17 protein-coding genes are annotated in these 16,910 nt (G+C 60.0%); 13 read left to right on the top strand and 4 right to left on the bottom strand.

Annotation, left to right across the window (positions count from 1 at the left end; translation table 11 throughout):
- Nucleotides 1-44: 44 nt before the first annotated feature.
- The 4 genes from ACSQ3S_RS12225 to ACSQ3S_RS12210 all read left to right on the top strand — a co-directional run bounded on the left by ACSQ3S_RS12225 (nucleotide 45) and on the right by ACSQ3S_RS12210 (nucleotide 2,471).
- Nucleotides 45-587, top strand: coding sequence for an RNA polymerase sigma factor (locus ACSQ3S_RS12225; protein ID WP_176653815.1), 543 nt, complete (start codon nucleotides 45-47; stop codon nucleotides 585-587).
- A gap of 24 nt (nucleotides 588-611) precedes the next feature.
- Complete coding sequence (locus tag ACSQ3S_RS12220) at nucleotides 612-905, top strand: hypothetical protein (RefSeq protein WP_176653814.1); 294 nt, start codon at nucleotides 612-614, stop codon at nucleotides 903-905.
- A gap of 4 nt (nucleotides 906-909) precedes the next feature.
- Nucleotides 910-2,160 (top strand): MFS transporter, encoded by a 1,251-nt coding sequence (locus tag ACSQ3S_RS12215; protein ID WP_436142528.1) that lies wholly within the window; start codon nucleotides 910-912, stop codon nucleotides 2,158-2,160.
- Between the two features lie 119 nt (nucleotides 2,161-2,279).
- Nucleotides 2,280-2,471, top strand: a complete 192-nt coding sequence (locus ACSQ3S_RS12210; protein ID WP_176653511.1) for a hypothetical protein — start codon at nucleotides 2,280-2,282, stop codon at nucleotides 2,469-2,471.
- 30 nt (nucleotides 2,472-2,501) lie between these two features.
- On the opposite strand, the gene ACSQ3S_RS12205 is transcribed toward ACSQ3S_RS12210, so the two are convergent.
- Complete coding sequence (locus ACSQ3S_RS12205; protein WP_090320741.1) at nucleotides 2,502-2,750, bottom strand: DUF3297 family protein; 249 nt, start codon at nucleotides 2,748-2,750, stop codon at nucleotides 2,502-2,504.
- A gap of 12 nt (nucleotides 2,751-2,762) precedes the next feature.
- On the bottom strand, nucleotides 2,763-3,968 hold the full coding sequence (locus ACSQ3S_RS12200; RefSeq protein ID WP_176653812.1) for a cation:proton antiporter domain-containing protein: 1,206 nt from the start codon (nucleotides 3,966-3,968) through the stop codon (nucleotides 2,763-2,765).
- A gap of 174 nt (nucleotides 3,969-4,142) precedes the next feature.
- Between ACSQ3S_RS12200 and ACSQ3S_RS12195 the strand changes: the two genes are divergently transcribed.
- The 5 genes from ACSQ3S_RS12195 to ACSQ3S_RS12175 all read left to right on the top strand — a co-directional run bounded on the left by ACSQ3S_RS12195 (nucleotide 4,143) and on the right by ACSQ3S_RS12175 (nucleotide 9,716).
- A complete protein-coding gene (locus ACSQ3S_RS12195; protein WP_176653811.1) occupies nucleotides 4,143-4,613 on the top strand; it encodes a MarR family winged helix-turn-helix transcriptional regulator in 471 nt (156 codons plus the stop codon).
- Nucleotides 4,614-4,625: 12 nt separating this feature from the next.
- On the top strand, nucleotides 4,626-5,978 hold the full coding sequence (locus ACSQ3S_RS12190) for an MFS transporter (protein WP_436142527.1): 1,353 nt from the start codon (nucleotides 4,626-4,628) through the stop codon (nucleotides 5,976-5,978).
- Nucleotides 5,979-5,990: 12 nt separating this feature from the next.
- Complete coding sequence (locus tag ACSQ3S_RS12185; RefSeq protein ID WP_176653809.1) at nucleotides 5,991-6,953, top strand: LysR substrate-binding domain-containing protein; 963 nt, start codon at nucleotides 5,991-5,993, stop codon at nucleotides 6,951-6,953.
- Between the two features lie 143 nt (nucleotides 6,954-7,096).
- Complete coding sequence (locus ACSQ3S_RS12180; RefSeq protein WP_176653808.1) at nucleotides 7,097-8,392, top strand: Glu/Leu/Phe/Val family dehydrogenase; 1,296 nt, start codon at nucleotides 7,097-7,099, stop codon at nucleotides 8,390-8,392.
- Between the two features lie 91 nt (nucleotides 8,393-8,483).
- Entirely contained in the window at nucleotides 8,484-9,716 is a 1,233-nt protein-coding gene (locus ACSQ3S_RS12175; RefSeq protein ID WP_436142526.1) for a malic enzyme-like NAD(P)-binding protein, read from the top strand.
- Between the two features lie 108 nt (nucleotides 9,717-9,824).
- On the opposite strand, the gene ACSQ3S_RS12170 is transcribed toward ACSQ3S_RS12175, so the two are convergent.
- Nucleotides 9,825-11,108: a hypothetical protein gene (locus ACSQ3S_RS12170; protein WP_436142525.1), complete on the bottom strand. Its 1,284-nt coding sequence runs from the start codon at nucleotides 11,106-11,108 to the stop codon at nucleotides 9,825-9,827.
- Nucleotides 11,109-11,234: 126 nt separating this feature from the next.
- Nucleotides 11,235-11,654 (bottom strand): amidohydrolase family protein, encoded by a 420-nt coding sequence (locus ACSQ3S_RS12165; RefSeq protein ID WP_436142524.1) that lies wholly within the window; start codon nucleotides 11,652-11,654, stop codon nucleotides 11,235-11,237.
- A gap of 524 nt (nucleotides 11,655-12,178) precedes the next feature.
- On the opposite strand from ACSQ3S_RS12165, the gene ACSQ3S_RS12160 reads away from it, so the two are divergent.
- From ACSQ3S_RS12160 to ACSQ3S_RS12145, 4 genes are all read left to right on the top strand, one after another.
- Nucleotides 12,179-12,400, top strand: coding sequence for a hypothetical protein (locus ACSQ3S_RS12160; protein WP_436142523.1), 222 nt, complete (start codon nucleotides 12,179-12,181; stop codon nucleotides 12,398-12,400).
- Nucleotides 12,401-12,571: 171 nt separating this feature from the next.
- A complete protein-coding gene (locus ACSQ3S_RS12155; protein WP_436142522.1) occupies nucleotides 12,572-13,234 on the top strand; it encodes a hypothetical protein in 663 nt (220 codons plus the stop codon).
- An 84-nt stretch (nucleotides 13,235-13,318) separates the two neighbouring features.
- A complete protein-coding gene (locus ACSQ3S_RS12150) occupies nucleotides 13,319-15,010 on the top strand; it encodes an RNA-directed DNA polymerase (RefSeq protein ID WP_436142521.1) in 1,692 nt (563 codons plus the stop codon).
- On the top strand, nucleotides 15,000-15,722 hold the full coding sequence (locus ACSQ3S_RS12145) for a hypothetical protein (RefSeq protein ID WP_436142520.1): 723 nt from the start codon (nucleotides 15,000-15,002) through the stop codon (nucleotides 15,720-15,722). Before ACSQ3S_RS12150 ends, ACSQ3S_RS12145 begins: the two co-directional genes overlap by 11 nt.
- Nucleotides 15,723-16,910 lie beyond the last annotated feature (1,188 nt).

Genomic DNA, 16,910 nt, shown 5'->3' with positions numbered 1-16,910 from the left:
GCATCCCGACACAATATCCGCAGCCCAGGCCCGTCTTCAAACGCATGACACCGCCGAATTCAAGCATCGACCAGGACATCACTGCCACCGTGTTGCGGGAACGCTCGCGCCTGGGCAATTTTATCCGGCGCCGGGTCAGCGATCCGACCGATGCGGACGACATCCTGCAGGATGTGTTCTACGAGTTCACCGAGGCCTACCGCCTGCCCGAACCGATCGAACAGGTCAGCGCCTGGCTGTTCCGCGTGGCGCGCAACCGCATCATCGACCGCTTCCGCAAGAAAAAGGAAGTGGCGCTGGACGACATGACCGACGAGGACGGCGAAGAATACCGCCTCGACCTGCTGCTGCCCTCGGCCGAGGGCAGCCCGGAAGACGCCTACACCCGCACCCTGCTGCTGCAGGCGCTGCAGGTGGCGCTGGAAGAATTGCCCGCCAACCAGCGCGAAGTGTTCATCGCGCACGAGCTGGACGGCACCAGCTTTAAAGAAATGTCCGCGCAATGCGGCACCCCTGTGAACACCTTGCTGGCGCGCAAGCGCTATGCGGTCCTGCATTTGCGCTCGCGCCTGCAGGACTTTGTCTGACAAAGAATTGAAAGGAGAATTGAAATGAAACGCAAACTGTTGTTCCTGCCCCTGATCCTCGCCTGCATCGCCCTGCTGGCCGCCGTCGTGATGCTGCTGTGGAACTGGGTGACGCCCGCATTGTTCCCCGCCGCGTTACAAATCGACTACTGGCACGCGCTGGGCTTGTTGGTACTATGCCGTATCCTGTTCGGCGGCTTCAAGGGACGCCACGGCGGAGGCCACGAGCGCTGGTACCGCTGGCATGCAATGACAGATGAAGAGCGCGAGCAATTCCGTCAAAAATTCATGGGCCGCTGCCGCCCGAACGGAGAATAAAAATATGAAGAAACCCACTCCGGTGCCTTTCACCGGCTATCAAAAAACCGTCGTGGCGATGCTGGCCTTCCTGCAGTTCGCCGTCATCCTGGATTTCATGCTGATGTCGCCGCTTGGCGCGGTCATCATGCCGGCCCTGAACATCGGCCCGGCGCAGTTCGGCCTGGTTGTCTCGGCCTACGCCTTCAGCGCCGGCGCCTCCGGCCTGCTGACGGCCGGCTTTGCCGACCGCTACGACCGCAAGAAGCTGCTGCTGTTCTTCTACACCGGATTCATCCTGGGCACCTTGTGGTGCGGCCTGGCGCAAAGCTTTGAATCGCTGCTGGCGGCGCGCATCGTCACCGGCCTGTTCGGCGGCGTCATCGGTTCCGTGGTGCTGGCCATTTCCACCGACCTGTTCCCGCCGCAGATGCGCGGCCGCGTCATGGGCCTGATCCAGACCGCGTTTGCCGCCAGCCAGGTGCTGGGCATCCCGGCCGGCATCTACCTGTCCAACCAGTGGAACTGGCATATCCCGTTCATCGCCATGGCGGCGTTCGGCCTGGTCGGCGGCCTGCTGGTCGCATGGAAGATGCAGCCCGTGAACGAGCACCTGGGCAAGCCGCAGGAGCACACCGCGTGGATGCACCTGTACCACACGCTGACGGAAAAACGCTATCTGCTGGCGTTCGCCACCACCGCCCTGCTGACCACCGGCGGCTTCATGCTGATGCCGTTCAGCAGCGCCTACGTGGTCAACAATCTGGGCATCGACCTGCACCACCTGCCGACCGTCTACCTGGTGACCGGCCTGGCGACCATCTTCATCGGTCCGATGATAGGCAAGGCGGCCGACGCGATCGGCAAGTTCAGGGTGTTCCTGTTCGGCACCACGCTGTCGATCACCATGGTGCTGATCTACACCAACCTGGGACCGACCTCGCTGCCGGTGCTGATCATTGTGAATACGGTGCTGTTCATCGGCATCTTCTCGCGCATGATCCCGTTCCAGGCGCTGGTGTCGTCGGTGCCGTCGCAGACCCAGCGCGGTTCGTTCAACGCCATCAGCGCCTCGATCCAGCAGTTGTCGGGCGGGTTGGCCTCGGTCGTGGCCGGCCATATCGTCACGCAGGGCGCGGACGGCCACTTGCAGAATTTCAACGTGGTCGGCTACGTGGTGGTGGGCAGTTCATTGGTGGCCACCACGCTGTTGTGGCGTTTGAACCGGGGACTGGCGGCACAGGTGCAGGTGCCGGCGCCGCAGGCCGCCGCCTGACGAAATCATGGCAAATTGTTTCCGAATGTTAAGGAAACCCAATAAAGTTTCCACATGGCACTATTTTGGACTACAATACTTCAAGTAGCCCAAACAACTGCTCAAAAAGGAAATAGTTCATGAACGCCAGGAATATGGATCCAGCCTGTCTGCGCGCGCTGCGCCGCCGCGGACACTCCGATGCCAGCATCACAGCAATGACCCCGGAAGAAGCGTTTTGCGAGTACTGCGCTTATCACGGCATCATGAATTTGCTGCCGGCGACGCTGGAAATGCTCGACAAGCTGCGCGGGGAAACCGTAGCGCAGTAATGAAATGGCCACCCTGAGGTGGCCATTTTTTTAACGATAAAACGCTTCGACTTTACCCTTCAGCTTGATCAGCATCGGGTTGCCCTTGCGGTCCAGGCTCTTACCGGCAGGAACCTTGATCCAGCCTTCGCTGATGCAGTACTCATCAACGTCCAGGCGTTCTTTATCGTTAAAACGGATGCCGACGTCGTGTTCGAAGACGGCGGCAACGTGGTGCGGGCTGCGCGGATCGATCGACAGACGATCCGGCAATGGAGGGAGTTGGGTAGTATCGTTCATCCCTCAATTATATCAGCTGGTTTTGAAGATCAGCTGCGCCACCCGCTGCAATTTCGGATACACCATCGGCACAGTCAGCATGGTGCTGCCGATCGCCATCAGCAGCAACGCGGTGAAGGTCTCGCTGGTAATGATCTGCTTGTCCAGCAGGATGTTGACGAAGATGATCATGATCAGCGCCTTGGTCTGCAGCAGCCAGCCGATGATCGACGCCTCGCCCGGTCCCCACTTCAGTATCTTGCCGGCGATGTGGACGCCGGCCAGCTTGCCGCTGACCGAGGCGATCAGCATCACGGCCGCCACGATGAACACCGCCGAACCGCCCATCGCCCAGTTGGTGCGCAGGCCGGTGCTGAGGAAGAACACCGGCATGATGGCCATCAGCACGTTGGCGCGCAGGAAGTCCATGCGTTCCTGGTTGAACCAGTGGGAATCCATCACCGCGCCGGCCAGGAAGGCGCCGACCATGAAGTGCAGGCCGGCCCAGTCGGCGGCAAACGCGCACACGGCCAGCCAGATGAAGGAGATATACCAGCGGTCGCGCTCTTCCAGGCGCACCATCATCATGCGGAACAGCTTGGTCGCCACGGCGAACGCCACCAGGAAGCCGACCTGGCGGCCAACGCGGTCCCAGTCCATCAGGATCGCCGCCAGCACGCCCCAGATGGCGATGTCGTCGACGCTGGCGTAGCGCAGGATGCGCTGGCCGATCGGCTGGCGCAGGATTTCCAGCTTCTCCATCAGCAGGATCAGGATGGGCAGCGCGGTCACCGCGCAGGCCATGCCCACGCCCACCACGAATTGCCAGGTCTGGGCTTTCGGCCCCATCCAGCCGGCATAGCCGATCAGGCCCAGCGCGGCGACGCAGCCGAACACCAGCGGCGTGCCCAGGGCCAGGCCGGCGGTGATGGCGCTTTCGCGGCGGTGCTCCCAGGCCTTCTTCAGATCCAGCTCGATGCCGGCGATCATCACGAAGATCATCACCGCCCACCAGGCCACGCCGTTCAGCGACTGCACCACCTGCGGGTTGAAGACGAAACTGTAGTACTCGGGATAGGCGCGGCCCATGATGCCCGGCCCCAGCAGGATGCCGGTGATGATCTGCACCACCACCAGCGGCGCGTAGTAGTCCGTGTTGCCGAAGCGCCAAATGATGTATGGCACGCTAAAAATGATAGTCATCGCGATCAGGAAGATCTCGGTTGTCCCCATATGCATTGCGGTCTCCGCTGTTTTTGTAGGATGGAAACGATATCATAATTACGTAATATTATGTAATTAAAACTAATTATCCAGCAAACGTTGTGAAAATCTTACATCGGTGTAAATATCTTCTCGCATATACTTGATTAATCAAGTATAGTTCAAGCACTAATCAACGAGGAATCCATCATGGATGAAAATACAACTTCCGTCTCGCCGGCCGTCAGCCCCAGCCTGGAATTCGCGCTGCGGCTGGCGCGCGCGCAGGCGACGCTGGTGCGCCGGCTCGACCAGGTGCTGGGCGGCTATCACGGCATCAGCTTTGGCGACTTCATGCTGCTGCACTACCTGAACCGCGCACCAGGCGGCCGCCTGCGCCGCGTCGACCTGGCCGAACGCCAGGGCCTGACCGCGTCCGGCGTCACCCGCACGCTGCTGCCGCTGGAAAAAATCGGCCTGGTCGAGCGCCAGCAGGATCCGCGCGACGCCCGCGTCGCCTATGCCGCCATCACCGAAACCGGCCGCGAACTGCTGAACAACGCCGTCACGGTAGCGGAGCAGATCAGCAAGGACCTGCTGCGCAACTGCCCGCCCGCGCATTTCGACGACGTGAGCACCGCGCTGGGCCTGATCGCCGGCATGAACGCCACCAACTCCTGAGAGAGCTCCATCATGGACGATCCGAAACTGCAACGCGCGGCATTGAAGCGCGACCCGAACTTCAAATGGCTGCTGCGCGGCGGCGTGATCTCCATGCTGGGAGACCAGCTGACCATCGTCGCCCTGCCCTGGCTGGTGCTCAAGCTGACCGGCGACACGCTGGCGCTGGGTTTCGTCATCGCGCTGATGAGCATACCGCGCGCCGTCTTCATCCTGATCGGCGGCGCGCTGACGGACCGCTACTCGCCCAAGCGCGTGCTCATGCTCAGCAAGTACGCCAACGCCGTGCTGCTTGCCTTGCTTACGCTGCTGGTGTTGAACCACGAACCGGCGCTGCAGATATCGGACACGCTGTCGCTGACGGTGGACCTGTCGCCGCACGCCACGCTGAACATCATCTATGTGCTGGCCTTCGCCATCGGCCTGGCGCAGGCTTTCGGCATCCCATCCGGCACGTCGATGATGCCGCATGCGATCCCGCCCGAGCACTTCCAGGCGGCCAACGGCATGATGATGGGGCTGCGCCAGCTGACGATGCTGGTCGGCCCGCTGATGGCGGCGGGCCTGCTGGCCATCAGCGGCGGTAGTGGCGGCAATGGCGGCAGCGGCGGCATGATCGCCGATGCGCGCGGCCTGGCGTTCGCGTTCGGCTTCGACTGCGTCAGCTTCCTCGTCTCCGCATGGACCTTGTCCAGGGTCCGCACGCTGGCCATGCCGCCGAAAACGGAAGCGCCGCAATCGGTGCTGGGCTCCGTCCACGCCGGCCTGGCGATGGTGTGGAACGACGTGCCACTGCGCCTGTGCTTCATCTACTGGGGCACCGTCTCGCTGTTCATCGGCGGCGCGATGCAGGTGGCGCTTCCAGTGCTGGCCAGCGAGCTGCATGGCGCCTCCACGCTAGGCCTGCTGATGGGCGCCAACGGCGCCGGCATGCTGCTGGGGATGGCCGGCGCCGCGGTCGGCGGCAAGCGCCTGCGTTTCGCCACCTTCGGCACCACGATCCTGCTGATCGACGCCATCGCCGGCCTGCTGCTGATACCGATGGCCACCGTGCACGCCGCATGGCAGGCGGCGCTGCTGATGCTGCTGCTCGGCGTGCTGTCCGGCTTCATGCAGGTCAACGTCTTCACCTGGATACAGCGCCGCGTGCCGCCGCACATGATGGGTCGCGCGATGAGCATCTTCATGTTCATCTTCATGGGACTGGCGCCGATGTCGGCCGCCGCCGCCGGCTGGATACTGACGATGATCCCGCTGTCGCAATTGTTCGTCGGAGGTGGCATCATACTGATGGCGTTCGCCGCGCTGGCCTGGCTGCTCACGCCCATCCGCGGCATCACGTCGAACACACCGCAACCGCAGTAAAAGGAACCGTGCATGGAAACCAAATGGCTGGAAGACTTCATCTCGCTGGTCGAGACCAATAACTTCAGCCGTTCCGCGGCGCTGCGCCACGTGACGCAGCCCGCCTTTTCGCGCCGCATCCAGTCGCTGGAAAACTGGCTGGGCACGGACCTGATCGACCGTACCTCGTATCCCACCCGCCTGACGCCGGCCGGCATCGTCTTCTACGAGCAGGCGCTGGAAATGCTGGCGCAGATCAACGGCGCGCGCGACATGCTGCGCTCCAAGCGCGCCGCCGCGCAGACCAGCATCGACCTCGCCGTGCCGCACACGCTGTCGCTGACCTTCGTGCCGAAATGGCTGACGTCACTGGAGCACGACTTCGCCCCGATCAGCAGCCGCCTGATGGCGCTCAACGTGCACGACGCCGTGATGCAGCTGGTCGAAGGCGGCTGCGACCTGCTGTTGTGCTACCACCATCCGCGCCAGCCGGTGCAGCTCGACCCGGGCCGCTACGACATGCTGGTGCTGGGCCATGAATCGCTGCGCGCCTACGCCCGCTGCGACAAGAACAAGGTGCCGGAATTCACGCTGCCCGGTTCGAAAAAAGAGCCTCTGCCGTTTTTATCGTACACCAACAACGCCTACCTGGGCCGCATGGTGGAGCTGATCCTGGCCGACGCCAAAACCCCGCTGCACCTGGATCCGCACTACGAGACCGACATGGCCGAAGGCTTGAAGATGATGGCGCTCGAAGGCCGCGGCATCGCCTTCCTGCCCGAGTCGGCGGTCACGCGGGAGCTCAAGCAAAAGCAGCTGGCGCGCGCCGACGGCGGCACCTCGGACTGGGAAATCGAAATGGAAATCCGGCTCTATCGGGAGCGTCCGTCGGCGCAGCGGCGCGGCAAGGCCATCGTCGAACGGTTGTGGGAATTCCTCGAACAGCAGCAGAAAAGCAGCGGCCGCAAACGTCGCGCTCCCGTATCGGAGCGATAATGCCAATCCGCTAACTATGCATTTTTTGCATAGCCGAATGCGCATACAGCATTGGCCCGTTTTACGTCTCCCACCCTATGATTCGTTCCACTTGAACGCCGCCACGAGCAGCCTTCAGCCACGAATCCACCGGAGACTTGAGCATGACCACTGTACAAGCACAACACACACTGCCTTCCTACCTCAATCCAGAAGACCTGGGTCCCTGGGGCGTCTACCTGCAGCAGATCGACCGCGTCACGCCGCACCTGGGCAACCTGTCGCGCTGGGTCGAAACGCTGAAGCGCCCGAAGCGCATCCTGACCGTCGACGTGCCGATCGAACGCGATGACGGCTCGATCGCCCACTACGAAGGCTACCGCGTTCAGCACAATATGTCGCGCGGCCCGGGCAAGGGCGGCGTGCGCTTCCACCAGGACGTCACGCTGTCCGAAGTGATGGCCTTGTCGGCCTGGATGACGGTCAAGAACGCCGCGGTCAACGTACCGTACGGCGGCGCCAAGGGCGGCATCCGCGTCGACCCGAAGACCCTGTCCCGCGGCGAACTGCAGCGCCTGACCCGCCGCTACACCAGCGAGATCTCGCTGATCATCGGCCCGAACAAGGACATCCCGGCACCGGACGTCAACACCAACGAACAGGTGATGGCATGGATGATGGACTCCTACGCCATGATCGAAGGTAACCTGTCGACCGGTGTCGTCACCGGCAAGCCGATCTCGCTGGGCGGCTCGCTGGGCCGGCGCGAAGCGACCGGCCGCGGCGTGTTCGTGGTGGGCCGCGAAGCCGCCGCCAAGCGCGGCGTGGCGATCGAAGGCGCACGTGTCGCCATCCAGGGTTTCGGTAACGTCGGCGGCGTCGCGGCGACCATGTTTGCCAACGCAGGCTCCAAGGTCATCGCCGTGCAGGATCACACCGGCACCGTGGTGCACCAGGGCGGCCTGGACGTCGCCCGTCTGCACGATCACGTCGCCGAAACGGGCAGCGTGACCGGATTCGCCGGCGCCGAAGCCTTCCTGGACCGCGAAGCCTTCTGGGGCATCGAATCGGACATCCTGATTCCGGCCGCGCTGGAACAGCAGATCACCGCCGCCAACGCGCCGACGATCCGCACCAAGATCATCCTCGAAGGCGCCAACGGCCCGACCACGCCGGAAGCGGACGACATCCTGACCGACAAGGACGTGCTGATCGTTCCCGACGTGCTGGCCAACGCCGGCGGCGTAACCGTGTCATACTTTGAATGGGTACAGGACTTCTCCAGTTTCTTCTGGAGCGAGGACGAAATCAACGCACGACTGACTCGCATCATGCAAGACGCATTCAACGCCGTATGGACCGTATCGCAAGAGAAGAAGGTAACGCTGCGCACAGCGACTTTCATCCTGGCGTGCACCCGTGTGCTGCAAGCCCGCGAAGTACGCGGCCTGTATCCATGATCCATTGAACCCCAGCAGTTTGCGCCTGTACCAGCTTCGGCTCGTGCAGGCGTTTTTCACATTTAAAAGACAAGAATAAAGAGGACGCACCATGAGCACCATCGAACAGAAAGCGCTGGCCTATCACCGCGCCGGCAGCGCAGGCAAGATCGCCATCGAAGTCACCAAGAGCGTGGTGACCCAGGAAGACCTGGCGCTGGCCTACTCGCCCGGCGTGGCGGCACCCTGCGTGGAAATCCAGCGCGAGCCGGCCAAGGCCTACGAATACACCGCCAAGGGCAACCTGGTCGGCGTGATCACCAACGGCAGCGCGGTGCTCGGCCTGGGCAACATCGGCGCGCTGGCCGGCAAGCCTGTGATGGAAGGCAAAGTGGTGCTGTTCAAAAAATTCGCCGGCATCGACGCCTTCGATATCGAAATCGACGAATCCGATCCGGACAAGCTGATCGAGATCATCGCCGCGCTGCATCCTACGTTCGGCGGTATCAACCTGGAAGACATCAAGGCGCCGGAATGCTTCTACATCGAGCGCAAGCTGCGCGAACGGTTGTCGATACCGGTGTTCCACGACGACCAGCATGGCACCGCCATCGTGGTCGGCGCCGGCATGCTGAACGCCATCGAGATGACCGGCCGCGATATCGCCACCGTGAAGATCGTCTGCTCCGGCGCCGGCGCGGCGGCCATCGCCTGCCTGGAACTGCTGGTGGACCTGGGCGCGGAGCGCAGGAACATCTACGTATGCGACAGCAAGGGCGTGCTGACCACGGCGCGCGCGCTGGACGGCGAAAAAGCCGCGTGGGCGCAGGACACTTCGGCCACCAGGCTGTCGGAAGTGATGGAAGGTGCGGACGTGTTCCTCGGCGTGTCCGGTCCCGGCGTGTTGTCGCAGACGGACATCCAGCGCATGAAGGCCCAGCCCATCGTCTTCACGCTGGCCAATCCGGAGCCGGAGCTGCGGCCGGAACTGGTGCGCGAGGTGGCGCCGGATGCGATCATCGCCACCGGCCGTTCGGACTATCCGAACCAGATCAACAACGCGCTGTGCTTCCCGTATTTGTTCCGCGCGGCGCTCGACAGCGGCGCCTCGACCATCAACCAGGAAATGAAGCGCGCCTGCGTGGTGGCGCTGGCCGACATGGCGCGTGCCGACGCCCGTTTCGGCAAGGACTACGTGGTGCCCGGCCTGCTCGATCCCCGCCTGCTGCGCGGCGTCACGCCGAAGATCGCCTCGGCCGCCTGGCGCAGTGGCGTCGCCCGCAAGGAGCTGATCGAACTCGAATACGCGGACGACCTGACAGACCTGGCCGAATCGCTGATTTAAACCCGTGATTTAAACCCGGGGTCAGATCTGACATTTGGACACGAACTCTACCGTAGTGGGCCACTACGGTAGAGCTCGTGTCCAAATGTCAGATCTGACCCCGTCTTGCTAGTTGCGAACCACGCGCACGGTCCGCAGCTGGTTTTCGTCGCCGATCAGCAGCATCGCGTGATCGGCGAACAGCATCTGCCGGAACACCGGCGAGCTGCCGATGCCGGTCCCCGGGCCGGTCAACCGGACACGCTCGACCAGCGATTTCTGCGCCGTCAGCGCCGCCGTGCCCACGCCATAGTCGGCCAGCACCACGATGTCGCCGATCGGATCGCCGGGGTTGTAGGAGCCGAGCACCAAATCGGCCAGCAGCAGGCTGCCCTTGTATGCCCGCGCATCGAATTCCGGTCCGCGCACATTGCCCTTCCAGTGGCCCGACAGGGTCTCCAGCGCCAGGTCGGAGTTGCTGACCGATAGCACCGGCGCGCCGTTGCTATCAATCGCCACACCATTCACGCCGCCAGGACTGGTGGTGGTGCCCTTGGCGTTCCACAGCACGCCCATCTTGCCGTTGGTGTCCAACACTGTCGGATAAGGCTGCGCCCCGCCGGTGGCGAGTGTACGTAACACCGGCGCGCCCAAACCCTTCGGCCACATGGCCAGCATGGCGCCGCCGTTTTCCAGCCAGGCCGTTAGCACCGCGCCTCCCGCAGCCGCCACGCGCGGATGCAGGGACGACGTCGAAATCTCGAACGGAGGCGTCAGCTGCCTGCCGTTGAAATCGAACTTGCACAATTTGAGCAGGTACTGCGTCTTGTCGGTGATCGGAAGCCGCGAGAATGTGCTGGCCAGCCAGAAGCCGTTGCCGTCCATGGCGGCGCCGCTTTCGGCCGCCGACAATTCGCTGGTGGAATCGGCAGCCGCCACCGGATACAGATCCGTCGCGCCGCCCACCAGTTTCGCTTGCGCGTCGAAGTGCAGCAGCTTGGTGCCGGGGCCGGATTGGACCATGATGAAGCCATCCGGCGACGGCATCATCAGCCAGTCGCCGGTATAGCCGGCCACCAGCGCGAAGCCGTAGTCGGTGCTGGCAGTGAGCTTGCCATCCTTGTCCAGCAGGCTCAAACGCGTGCGCGCGTATAGCTGCTTGCCGTTGACGGTGATGGAGGAAGCGGATTGCGAGCGCACCACGATGTGGTCGCCGATGACCAGCGCGTCGTGCATCGACGGCAGACTCACTACCTGCGGATCGGTGACGGTGATGCCGGCCGTGGTGTCGGGCGAAGTGCCGACAAAGGTGCCGGCGGTCGTATCCGCCTGCGGGGTGCCCGAAGAGGAACCGGAACCGCCGCAGGCGGTCAGCGCGCAGGCCAGGATAAAGGAAAAAACTTGAGGACGCATACCGGCTCGCAGTGCACTGAGTGAAAGCGAAAAGTATATAGAAGAACAACGTTCTTCCCGAACCATCCGCGCCACAACAGCATGGCCCCGCGAGCCAGTTTGATGGCCTGTCAGACCCTATGCAGCCTAGCGGCGGATTACTTCGCCGCCCTTCATCACAAACGTCACCTTGGTCAGTTCGGAAGCGTTCTCGGACGGATCGCCCTTCACGGCGATGATGTCGGCGAACTTGCCGGCGCTGATGGAGCCAACGCGGTCCTTCCAGCCCAGCAGGTCGGCCGCGTTGATGGTCGCCGCCTGGATCGCCTGCATCGGCGTCATGCCGTACTTGGTCATGTAGGCGAACTGCCTGGCGTTGTCGCCATGCGGGTAGACGCCGGCGTCGGTACCGAACGCCATCTTCGCGCCGCCGGTGAAGGCCTTGCGGAAGTTATCGCGCTGCAGCTGGCCGATGACCTTTTCCTTGGCGATCGATTCCGGCAGCATGCCGGCCTTCTCGCCTTCCTGCAGGATGAAGTCGTCGTTGTAGATTTTACGGACGTACACCGGAAAGTGTCATTTGAACGCAACAGCGGAATCGCGCCGCCCCCCTGTAGTTATTGACGCAACAGGCCAACCTCCAACAACACCACTCCCCCGTCCGGCGCCACCTCAGTAGCTCTCATAAACCGTGTGCTCGGAGCTGCAACTCCCATGCCCGCCGCTTGAGCTTTAGTTTTACGCTCGCTGCTGTCTCGCCAAGCACAGCTGCCAATTCATTGATATCAAGATATTTCATTTCGCGGTCATCCCCAACCCAGAGTGAGATGAATGTAGCAATTGGTTTTTATACACGGACGCCAGAAAGCATCCGTTTCTCCTTCTCCGCCCCGGTCATCGCCACTTAAAGCAGTACGTTACCCGACCATAAGTACATCACATCCTGCAGCACTACCGGTGCGTTTTGGGATGCTAACGCCCGCATCCAGGTCGATTACCGAAAACCATCGGTCGACAATCTGAGGTAGAAGGCGCTCGTTCTTACAGTATAATTAATTTGCGATTTTGCAATTTCCTTGTAGGGATGCACCATGAATGAGATTGGGAGCTTCATCGGCGCTGACGACGAAGGCACTGAGTATGAGGTCGCGGTATTTGTGACCGCGCACTCGAACCTCCAGGGCCACTTCAACGTGTACACGTACTTCTGCAATGATGAGATAGCGCTGAAGGTGAACGATGGGACAGGAAACTTTAAGCTCCGCGACAGAGGCATCATAATCAGTCCAAGGACTGCGGTACCTGAGCTTTAACAAAGAAAGTTTGAGGATATAAATGAAAGACCTGTCCACACCCGTGGTTCAAGTTCCCACTATTAACGATATCGGACACGCTCGACCTGAGCCCTTGGTTGGCGTTCCACCGCCTCTAATGATTCCGCTCCCACCAAAAGCGCCCCCGCTGCCTACCGAGAATAAGAAATAATGTTAGATGTGGTAGAAAAAACTGAGGACGAAAGGGTTCAGGAACGAGCGAATGAGCTTTTCAAAGAATACAAGACCGAAACCGAAAAAAGACAAATATCCAGTTCGGAAAACTTCGATAAATCGATTTTGACGTATGCAAGCTGGGCATTGGGAATATCGATAGCATTCCTCAAAGATTTCATTCCCATTGACGTCGCAAACATGCCATATTTGCTTTACATTTCATGGTTTCTATTCTTCGTTTCTATCGGGCTCACCACCACTTCTTTCCTGGTTAGCTATAAGAGTTTGGGACTCAATTTAGAGTTCGCCCATAAATACTACATCGAACGGAACGAGGAGTACCTCAACCGGAAAAACATTTTTACAGTAGTCGTGGAGTGGTTCAATCGTATTAGTGGATTTAGCTTTATTTTAGGATTGATTTTTACCGTTGTTTTCGCCTCATCAAATTTAGAGAAAGCGGCTATGGAAAAGAAAATGCAACGCGGTATCGCACAGGACGGAATGCCCCCAAGTCTTATGACCAAAATCATGCCGACTGGAGATTTAAACAAAGGCTTGACGCCGAGCAGTATGACCAAATTACCTTCTACTGCGCCGGCACCGGCACCGGCACCGGCACCCCAATCTACGCCGGCTTCTAAACCGGCGAAGTGAGATTCAGGGAAAATTAGGCCTCCCTCGGCCTCAGTGCTTATCTAATGATTTAAACTGCAGCAATACCCCCCTAGGATTACTTGCATGTTAGCTCCGGCCAAACATCACTTCGAGCGCGCGACGATTGAGATTGCGGCACACGGAGATAACGACACACTCCCGTTCGACCTCGACGTGCGATTCTGCGGCGACCGAGCTGATGCGCTGGCGTCTATTGCATTTGGTTTCTATCAAGAGCTGCGCAATGGCCCCATAAAGGAAAACCAGGAGCGCATCGCGGGAATGCACGTGTTCAGTGAACGGCTTATCTCTCCATCAGGGCCGGCGGGCTTCCGCGTCGTCACAAAAATCCACCCGTTTTGGAACATCTACCTCAACGGCTTGGCGATTGCCATTGCAGAAGTGTTGGAACCACGCCGTTCGCCTAACGCTCATTCATACCGATTTCTAAGTGGCTGTGGAGAGCATATATTCGACCAAACTCGCTCCTGGCGCGCTTTTAAGGAAGCGACCGTGGCATCTGCAGATGCTTTCGGTCAGGATGCCGTTGTTGTTCAGACCGATATCTCAAGCTTTTACGAGCATGTCTCGCACCACTATATCGAAAATTTTGTAAACGACTTAGGAGGAGACTGCGAGCAGGTCTCTAAACAACTTAACGGTTTACTAGCGAAGTTAACAGCTGGCCGGTCGTTTGGGCTTCCGGTAGGTGGGCAAGGAGCACGAATTCTGGCCGAGCTGTTTTTAAACCAGGTTGACTCAGCGCTTTCTGCAGAGGGCATAAACTGGAACCGTTACGTTGATGACTATGTACTGGTTGCAGGCAGTACCGCTGAAGCATATCGCGCCCTGGGAGTCCTCTCGCAGTGCTTGATGGACTACGGTCTTAGCCTAAACAAATCGAAGACGTTTTTGCTTTCCTCGAAACATTATCGCGACTACGTTCAATCTCAGTTGGGTGCCGGCGACGACGAGGCAAGCAGACTAAGGGCTATTGATTTGAAGTTCGACCCGTACTCGGACAATCCGTCTGCGGACTACGAGTCGCTGAAGGAGACTGTCGAAACCCTAGAGGTCCGGAGGCTGTTAAACCGTGAGCTCGAAAAGGCGCTACCAGACACTTTTCTCGTTGCGCAAATTGGGCGTACGATGCGATTGCACGAGCCCCAAGTCGCTCTCGACATCGCCTCCACCCTATTGCAACCAACGAACCTCCACGCGTTTCGCTCTTCGTTTTCGACCATCATGCGAGGCATCTCGAACCTGCGCGGAGACGCGGCGTTTGACGCAATTCATGTACGTATCGATGCGCTGCTTGACGCTATTCCGACGAGCTCAGAGCACCTTCTAATTGTTGACACCAATTTGCTCCACTACATGCGGTGTCTACGCTTTAGCAGCACATTGCCGCGGGCACAATTTATCCGAAAACTTTACGACAGCACATCACACGATACGGTTCGCCGAGCCTGCATAAGCTGCTGGCGACAGTGGGCCGACCGAACCGCGTTCAACCATCTGCGCAACCGTTGGCATCAAATGACCGCCGAGGCTCAGCGCCTTTACTGGCTAGCCACTTACAAATTCGGTGACGAAGGTTCTGCAGCTAGAAGACAATCCCAGCATGCCGTCCCCCAAGCATGGTCTTTAGGTGTAGAGGTTCCGCTTGATGAGAAGAAGGACAAGGAAAAGCTCAAGAAGCATCCACGCGGAGCAGAGCCTCGGTTCGCCGCAGTCTACGAAGAGTGGGCGGACGAGGTCAAAAATGCAGATTGACCCACGCACTGTAGCGCGCGACATACCAGGGGTGTTCTACGACGTGTTCCCGCAGCTTACGGCGGGTATCGTGGGGCACTTCAATTCGCAGGCGACACGGCTAGACGTGCAGCCTCTTCCCGCAGCGCTGCTTGCTCAGTCGCAATTGCAGCGCGCTATGTTATTTGAGCTTGGGACTGCGGTCGGCGAACGGCTCGTGACCGGAACCACAATCGACTGGAAACAATGTTCCGCTACCGCCCTTCAACGACAGCGCGCTTACTTCGACGCCAGGCTGCCAGAAGTATTCGAGGAGACCGACAAAATACTAGCAACAATCGTTGGTCAGAACCTCGCCGCAGCCCTAAGAAAAATGAGCAGTGACGCAGCCTGTCCTGTCGGGTTGCATCCTCGGATACCGGGCCTCGAATGGATTTCAAACGGGTACGGAGACTTTGCAATTGGACGCACCATCGTTGAAGTGAAGTGCACGGCCAAACGATTTTCCGCTGCAGATTATCGACAGGTCGCCATTTATTGGCTCTTAAGCTACGCTGCGGCCGTCGAAGGCCGCGGCGACGAGTGGACACACTTTGCGCTGCTCAATCCTCGCCGAGGAGACTTGGTGTTCATGCGCTTCGACGCATTTCTTTCGACCGTCAGCAATGGATTAACGCTTGTGGATATTCTGCAGCTGTTCCAGGCGCTCGTCGGGTCGCGAAGGACACAGTAAGGAGAACGACGGACTGGGTTGCTTAAACAAGCGCTGGTGCCGTTTGGAACCACCAATCCGAGTACATTAACCAAAATAAATTGCTGGCGGCCCCCTTCGTCCCGGAGCAGCTCCTGCCGCCCAGCTTTTACTGCTCCCCTGATTCTGGTGATACTGTTTGTTGTGCCAAAAGTGTCCTTGTTCGCATTTCCCATATTTGAACTGTTGTCTTCGGTGCGATTTTCTTTGCCATATGGCCCCCGTTAAGATTGCATTTTCCGCGCCAAACGTGACACCCGTTCCGCGGCAAACTGGACACCAAGTTCAACGCAAACTAGACACTGATTCCGTAACAAACTGGACAGTTTGAAGCGGCCTGAGTACGGCCGGCTGCAACGAGATAACTGTGGCAGGCTCCACGCACATACCGCCGGCGCACCGCGAAGTAGCTGGCTGGAACGAGCAGGCTCGGACGCCCCGAGCCGAAGCCGTGGGGACCGCGCTGCGCGCTTACGGTGGAAGGCTGCTGGGCCTGCGACAGCATCCGCAGTAAGCGTTTCGCAGTTGCTTGGGCGTGCTGTCGCTGGGGCAGAATTATGACATCGGCCAACCGAGGCGGCCTGCGCCGGCGCCCTGAAGCAGAGCGCCGTTAGCTGGAAGAGCGTCCATGCCACCCTCCAGGACCGTCTCGACTGCAAAAGCAAGACGCACAACGGACGCTAGACCTGCCCGAGCACGAGAAGCTGCGCGGCCTACTACCAGTCCAGCCAGATTCACTAAAACAATATATACCATTTATATAAATACCGTCTGACGTCGCCAGCCGGCGGCGCCCCATGGCGAAAGGATGACGATGTTGCCTCCCGACCTACGACAAACTGACCCGCCTGAAGCTGTTCGGCATGGCACGCGCCTTCGTCGAACAGAGCGCACTGGACCTGGACCACCCGGGATTTGAAGAACGCCTCGGACTGCTGGTCGAGCACGAAGTGAGCCAACGCGATTTCAGGGCGCTGGCGTGCAGCTGCAGCGGGCCAAACTCAAACCCGGCGCGGCCGACCACCGCTAAGCGCACGGTCTCGACAACGCGCTATACCAACCGCTGCTGGCCTGTCTGTGACTGCCGGAAATGCAGAACGTGCTCCCGACCGGCCTGACCGGGGTCGGCAAAACTTCGCTGGCCAGCGCGCTAGGGCACCAGGTACGCCA

Source organism: Duganella sp. LjRoot269 (assembly GCF_964254095.1).
GTDB lineage: Bacteria > Pseudomonadota > Gammaproteobacteria > Burkholderiales > Burkholderiaceae_D > Rugamonas > Rugamonas hordei.
Note: the sequence above shows the minus strand (reverse complement) of the source record. Positions and strands in the feature narration are given on the sequence as shown.

Coding starts and splice junctions, on each gene's coding strand:
- ACSQ3S_RS12145 (WP_436142520.1), top strand. CDS start 15,000: ATGCAGATTGACCCACGCACTGTAGCGCGCGACATACCAGGGGTGTTC.
- ACSQ3S_RS12195 (WP_176653811.1), top strand. CDS start 4,143: ATGGATGAAAATACAACTTCCGTCTCGCCGGCCGTCAGCCCCAGCCTG.
- ACSQ3S_RS12185 (WP_176653809.1), top strand. CDS start 5,991: ATGGAAACCAAATGGCTGGAAGACTTCATCTCGCTGGTCGAGACCAAT.
- ACSQ3S_RS12160 (WP_436142523.1), top strand. CDS start 12,179: ATGAATGAGATTGGGAGCTTCATCGGCGCTGACGACGAAGGCACTGAG.
- ACSQ3S_RS12200 (WP_176653812.1), bottom strand. CDS start 3,968: ATGCATATGGGGACAACCGAGATCTTCCTGATCGCGATGACTATCATT.
- ACSQ3S_RS12190 (WP_436142527.1), top strand. CDS start 4,626: ATGGACGATCCGAAACTGCAACGCGCGGCATTGAAGCGCGACCCGAAC.
- ACSQ3S_RS12180 (WP_176653808.1), top strand. CDS start 7,097: ATGACCACTGTACAAGCACAACACACACTGCCTTCCTACCTCAATCCA.
- ACSQ3S_RS12215 (WP_436142528.1), top strand. CDS start 910: ATGAAGAAACCCACTCCGGTGCCTTTCACCGGCTATCAAAAAACCGTC.
- ACSQ3S_RS12225 (WP_176653815.1), top strand. CDS start 45: ATGACACCGCCGAATTCAAGCATCGACCAGGACATCACTGCCACCGTG.
- ACSQ3S_RS12170 (WP_436142525.1), bottom strand. CDS start 11,108: ATGCGTCCTCAAGTTTTTTCCTTTATCCTGGCCTGCGCGCTGACCGCC.
- ACSQ3S_RS12220 (WP_176653814.1), top strand. CDS start 612: ATGAAACGCAAACTGTTGTTCCTGCCCCTGATCCTCGCCTGCATCGCC.
- ACSQ3S_RS12175 (WP_436142526.1), top strand. CDS start 8,484: ATGAGCACCATCGAACAGAAAGCGCTGGCCTATCACCGCGCCGGCAGC.
- ACSQ3S_RS12205 (WP_090320741.1), bottom strand. CDS start 2,750: ATGAACGATACTACCCAACTCCCTCCATTGCCGGATCGTCTGTCGATC.
- ACSQ3S_RS12155 (WP_436142522.1), top strand. CDS start 12,572: ATGTTAGATGTGGTAGAAAAAACTGAGGACGAAAGGGTTCAGGAACGA.
- ACSQ3S_RS12150 (WP_436142521.1), top strand. CDS start 13,319: ATGTTAGCTCCGGCCAAACATCACTTCGAGCGCGCGACGATTGAGATT.
- ACSQ3S_RS12210 (WP_176653511.1), top strand. CDS start 2,280: ATGAACGCCAGGAATATGGATCCAGCCTGTCTGCGCGCGCTGCGCCGC.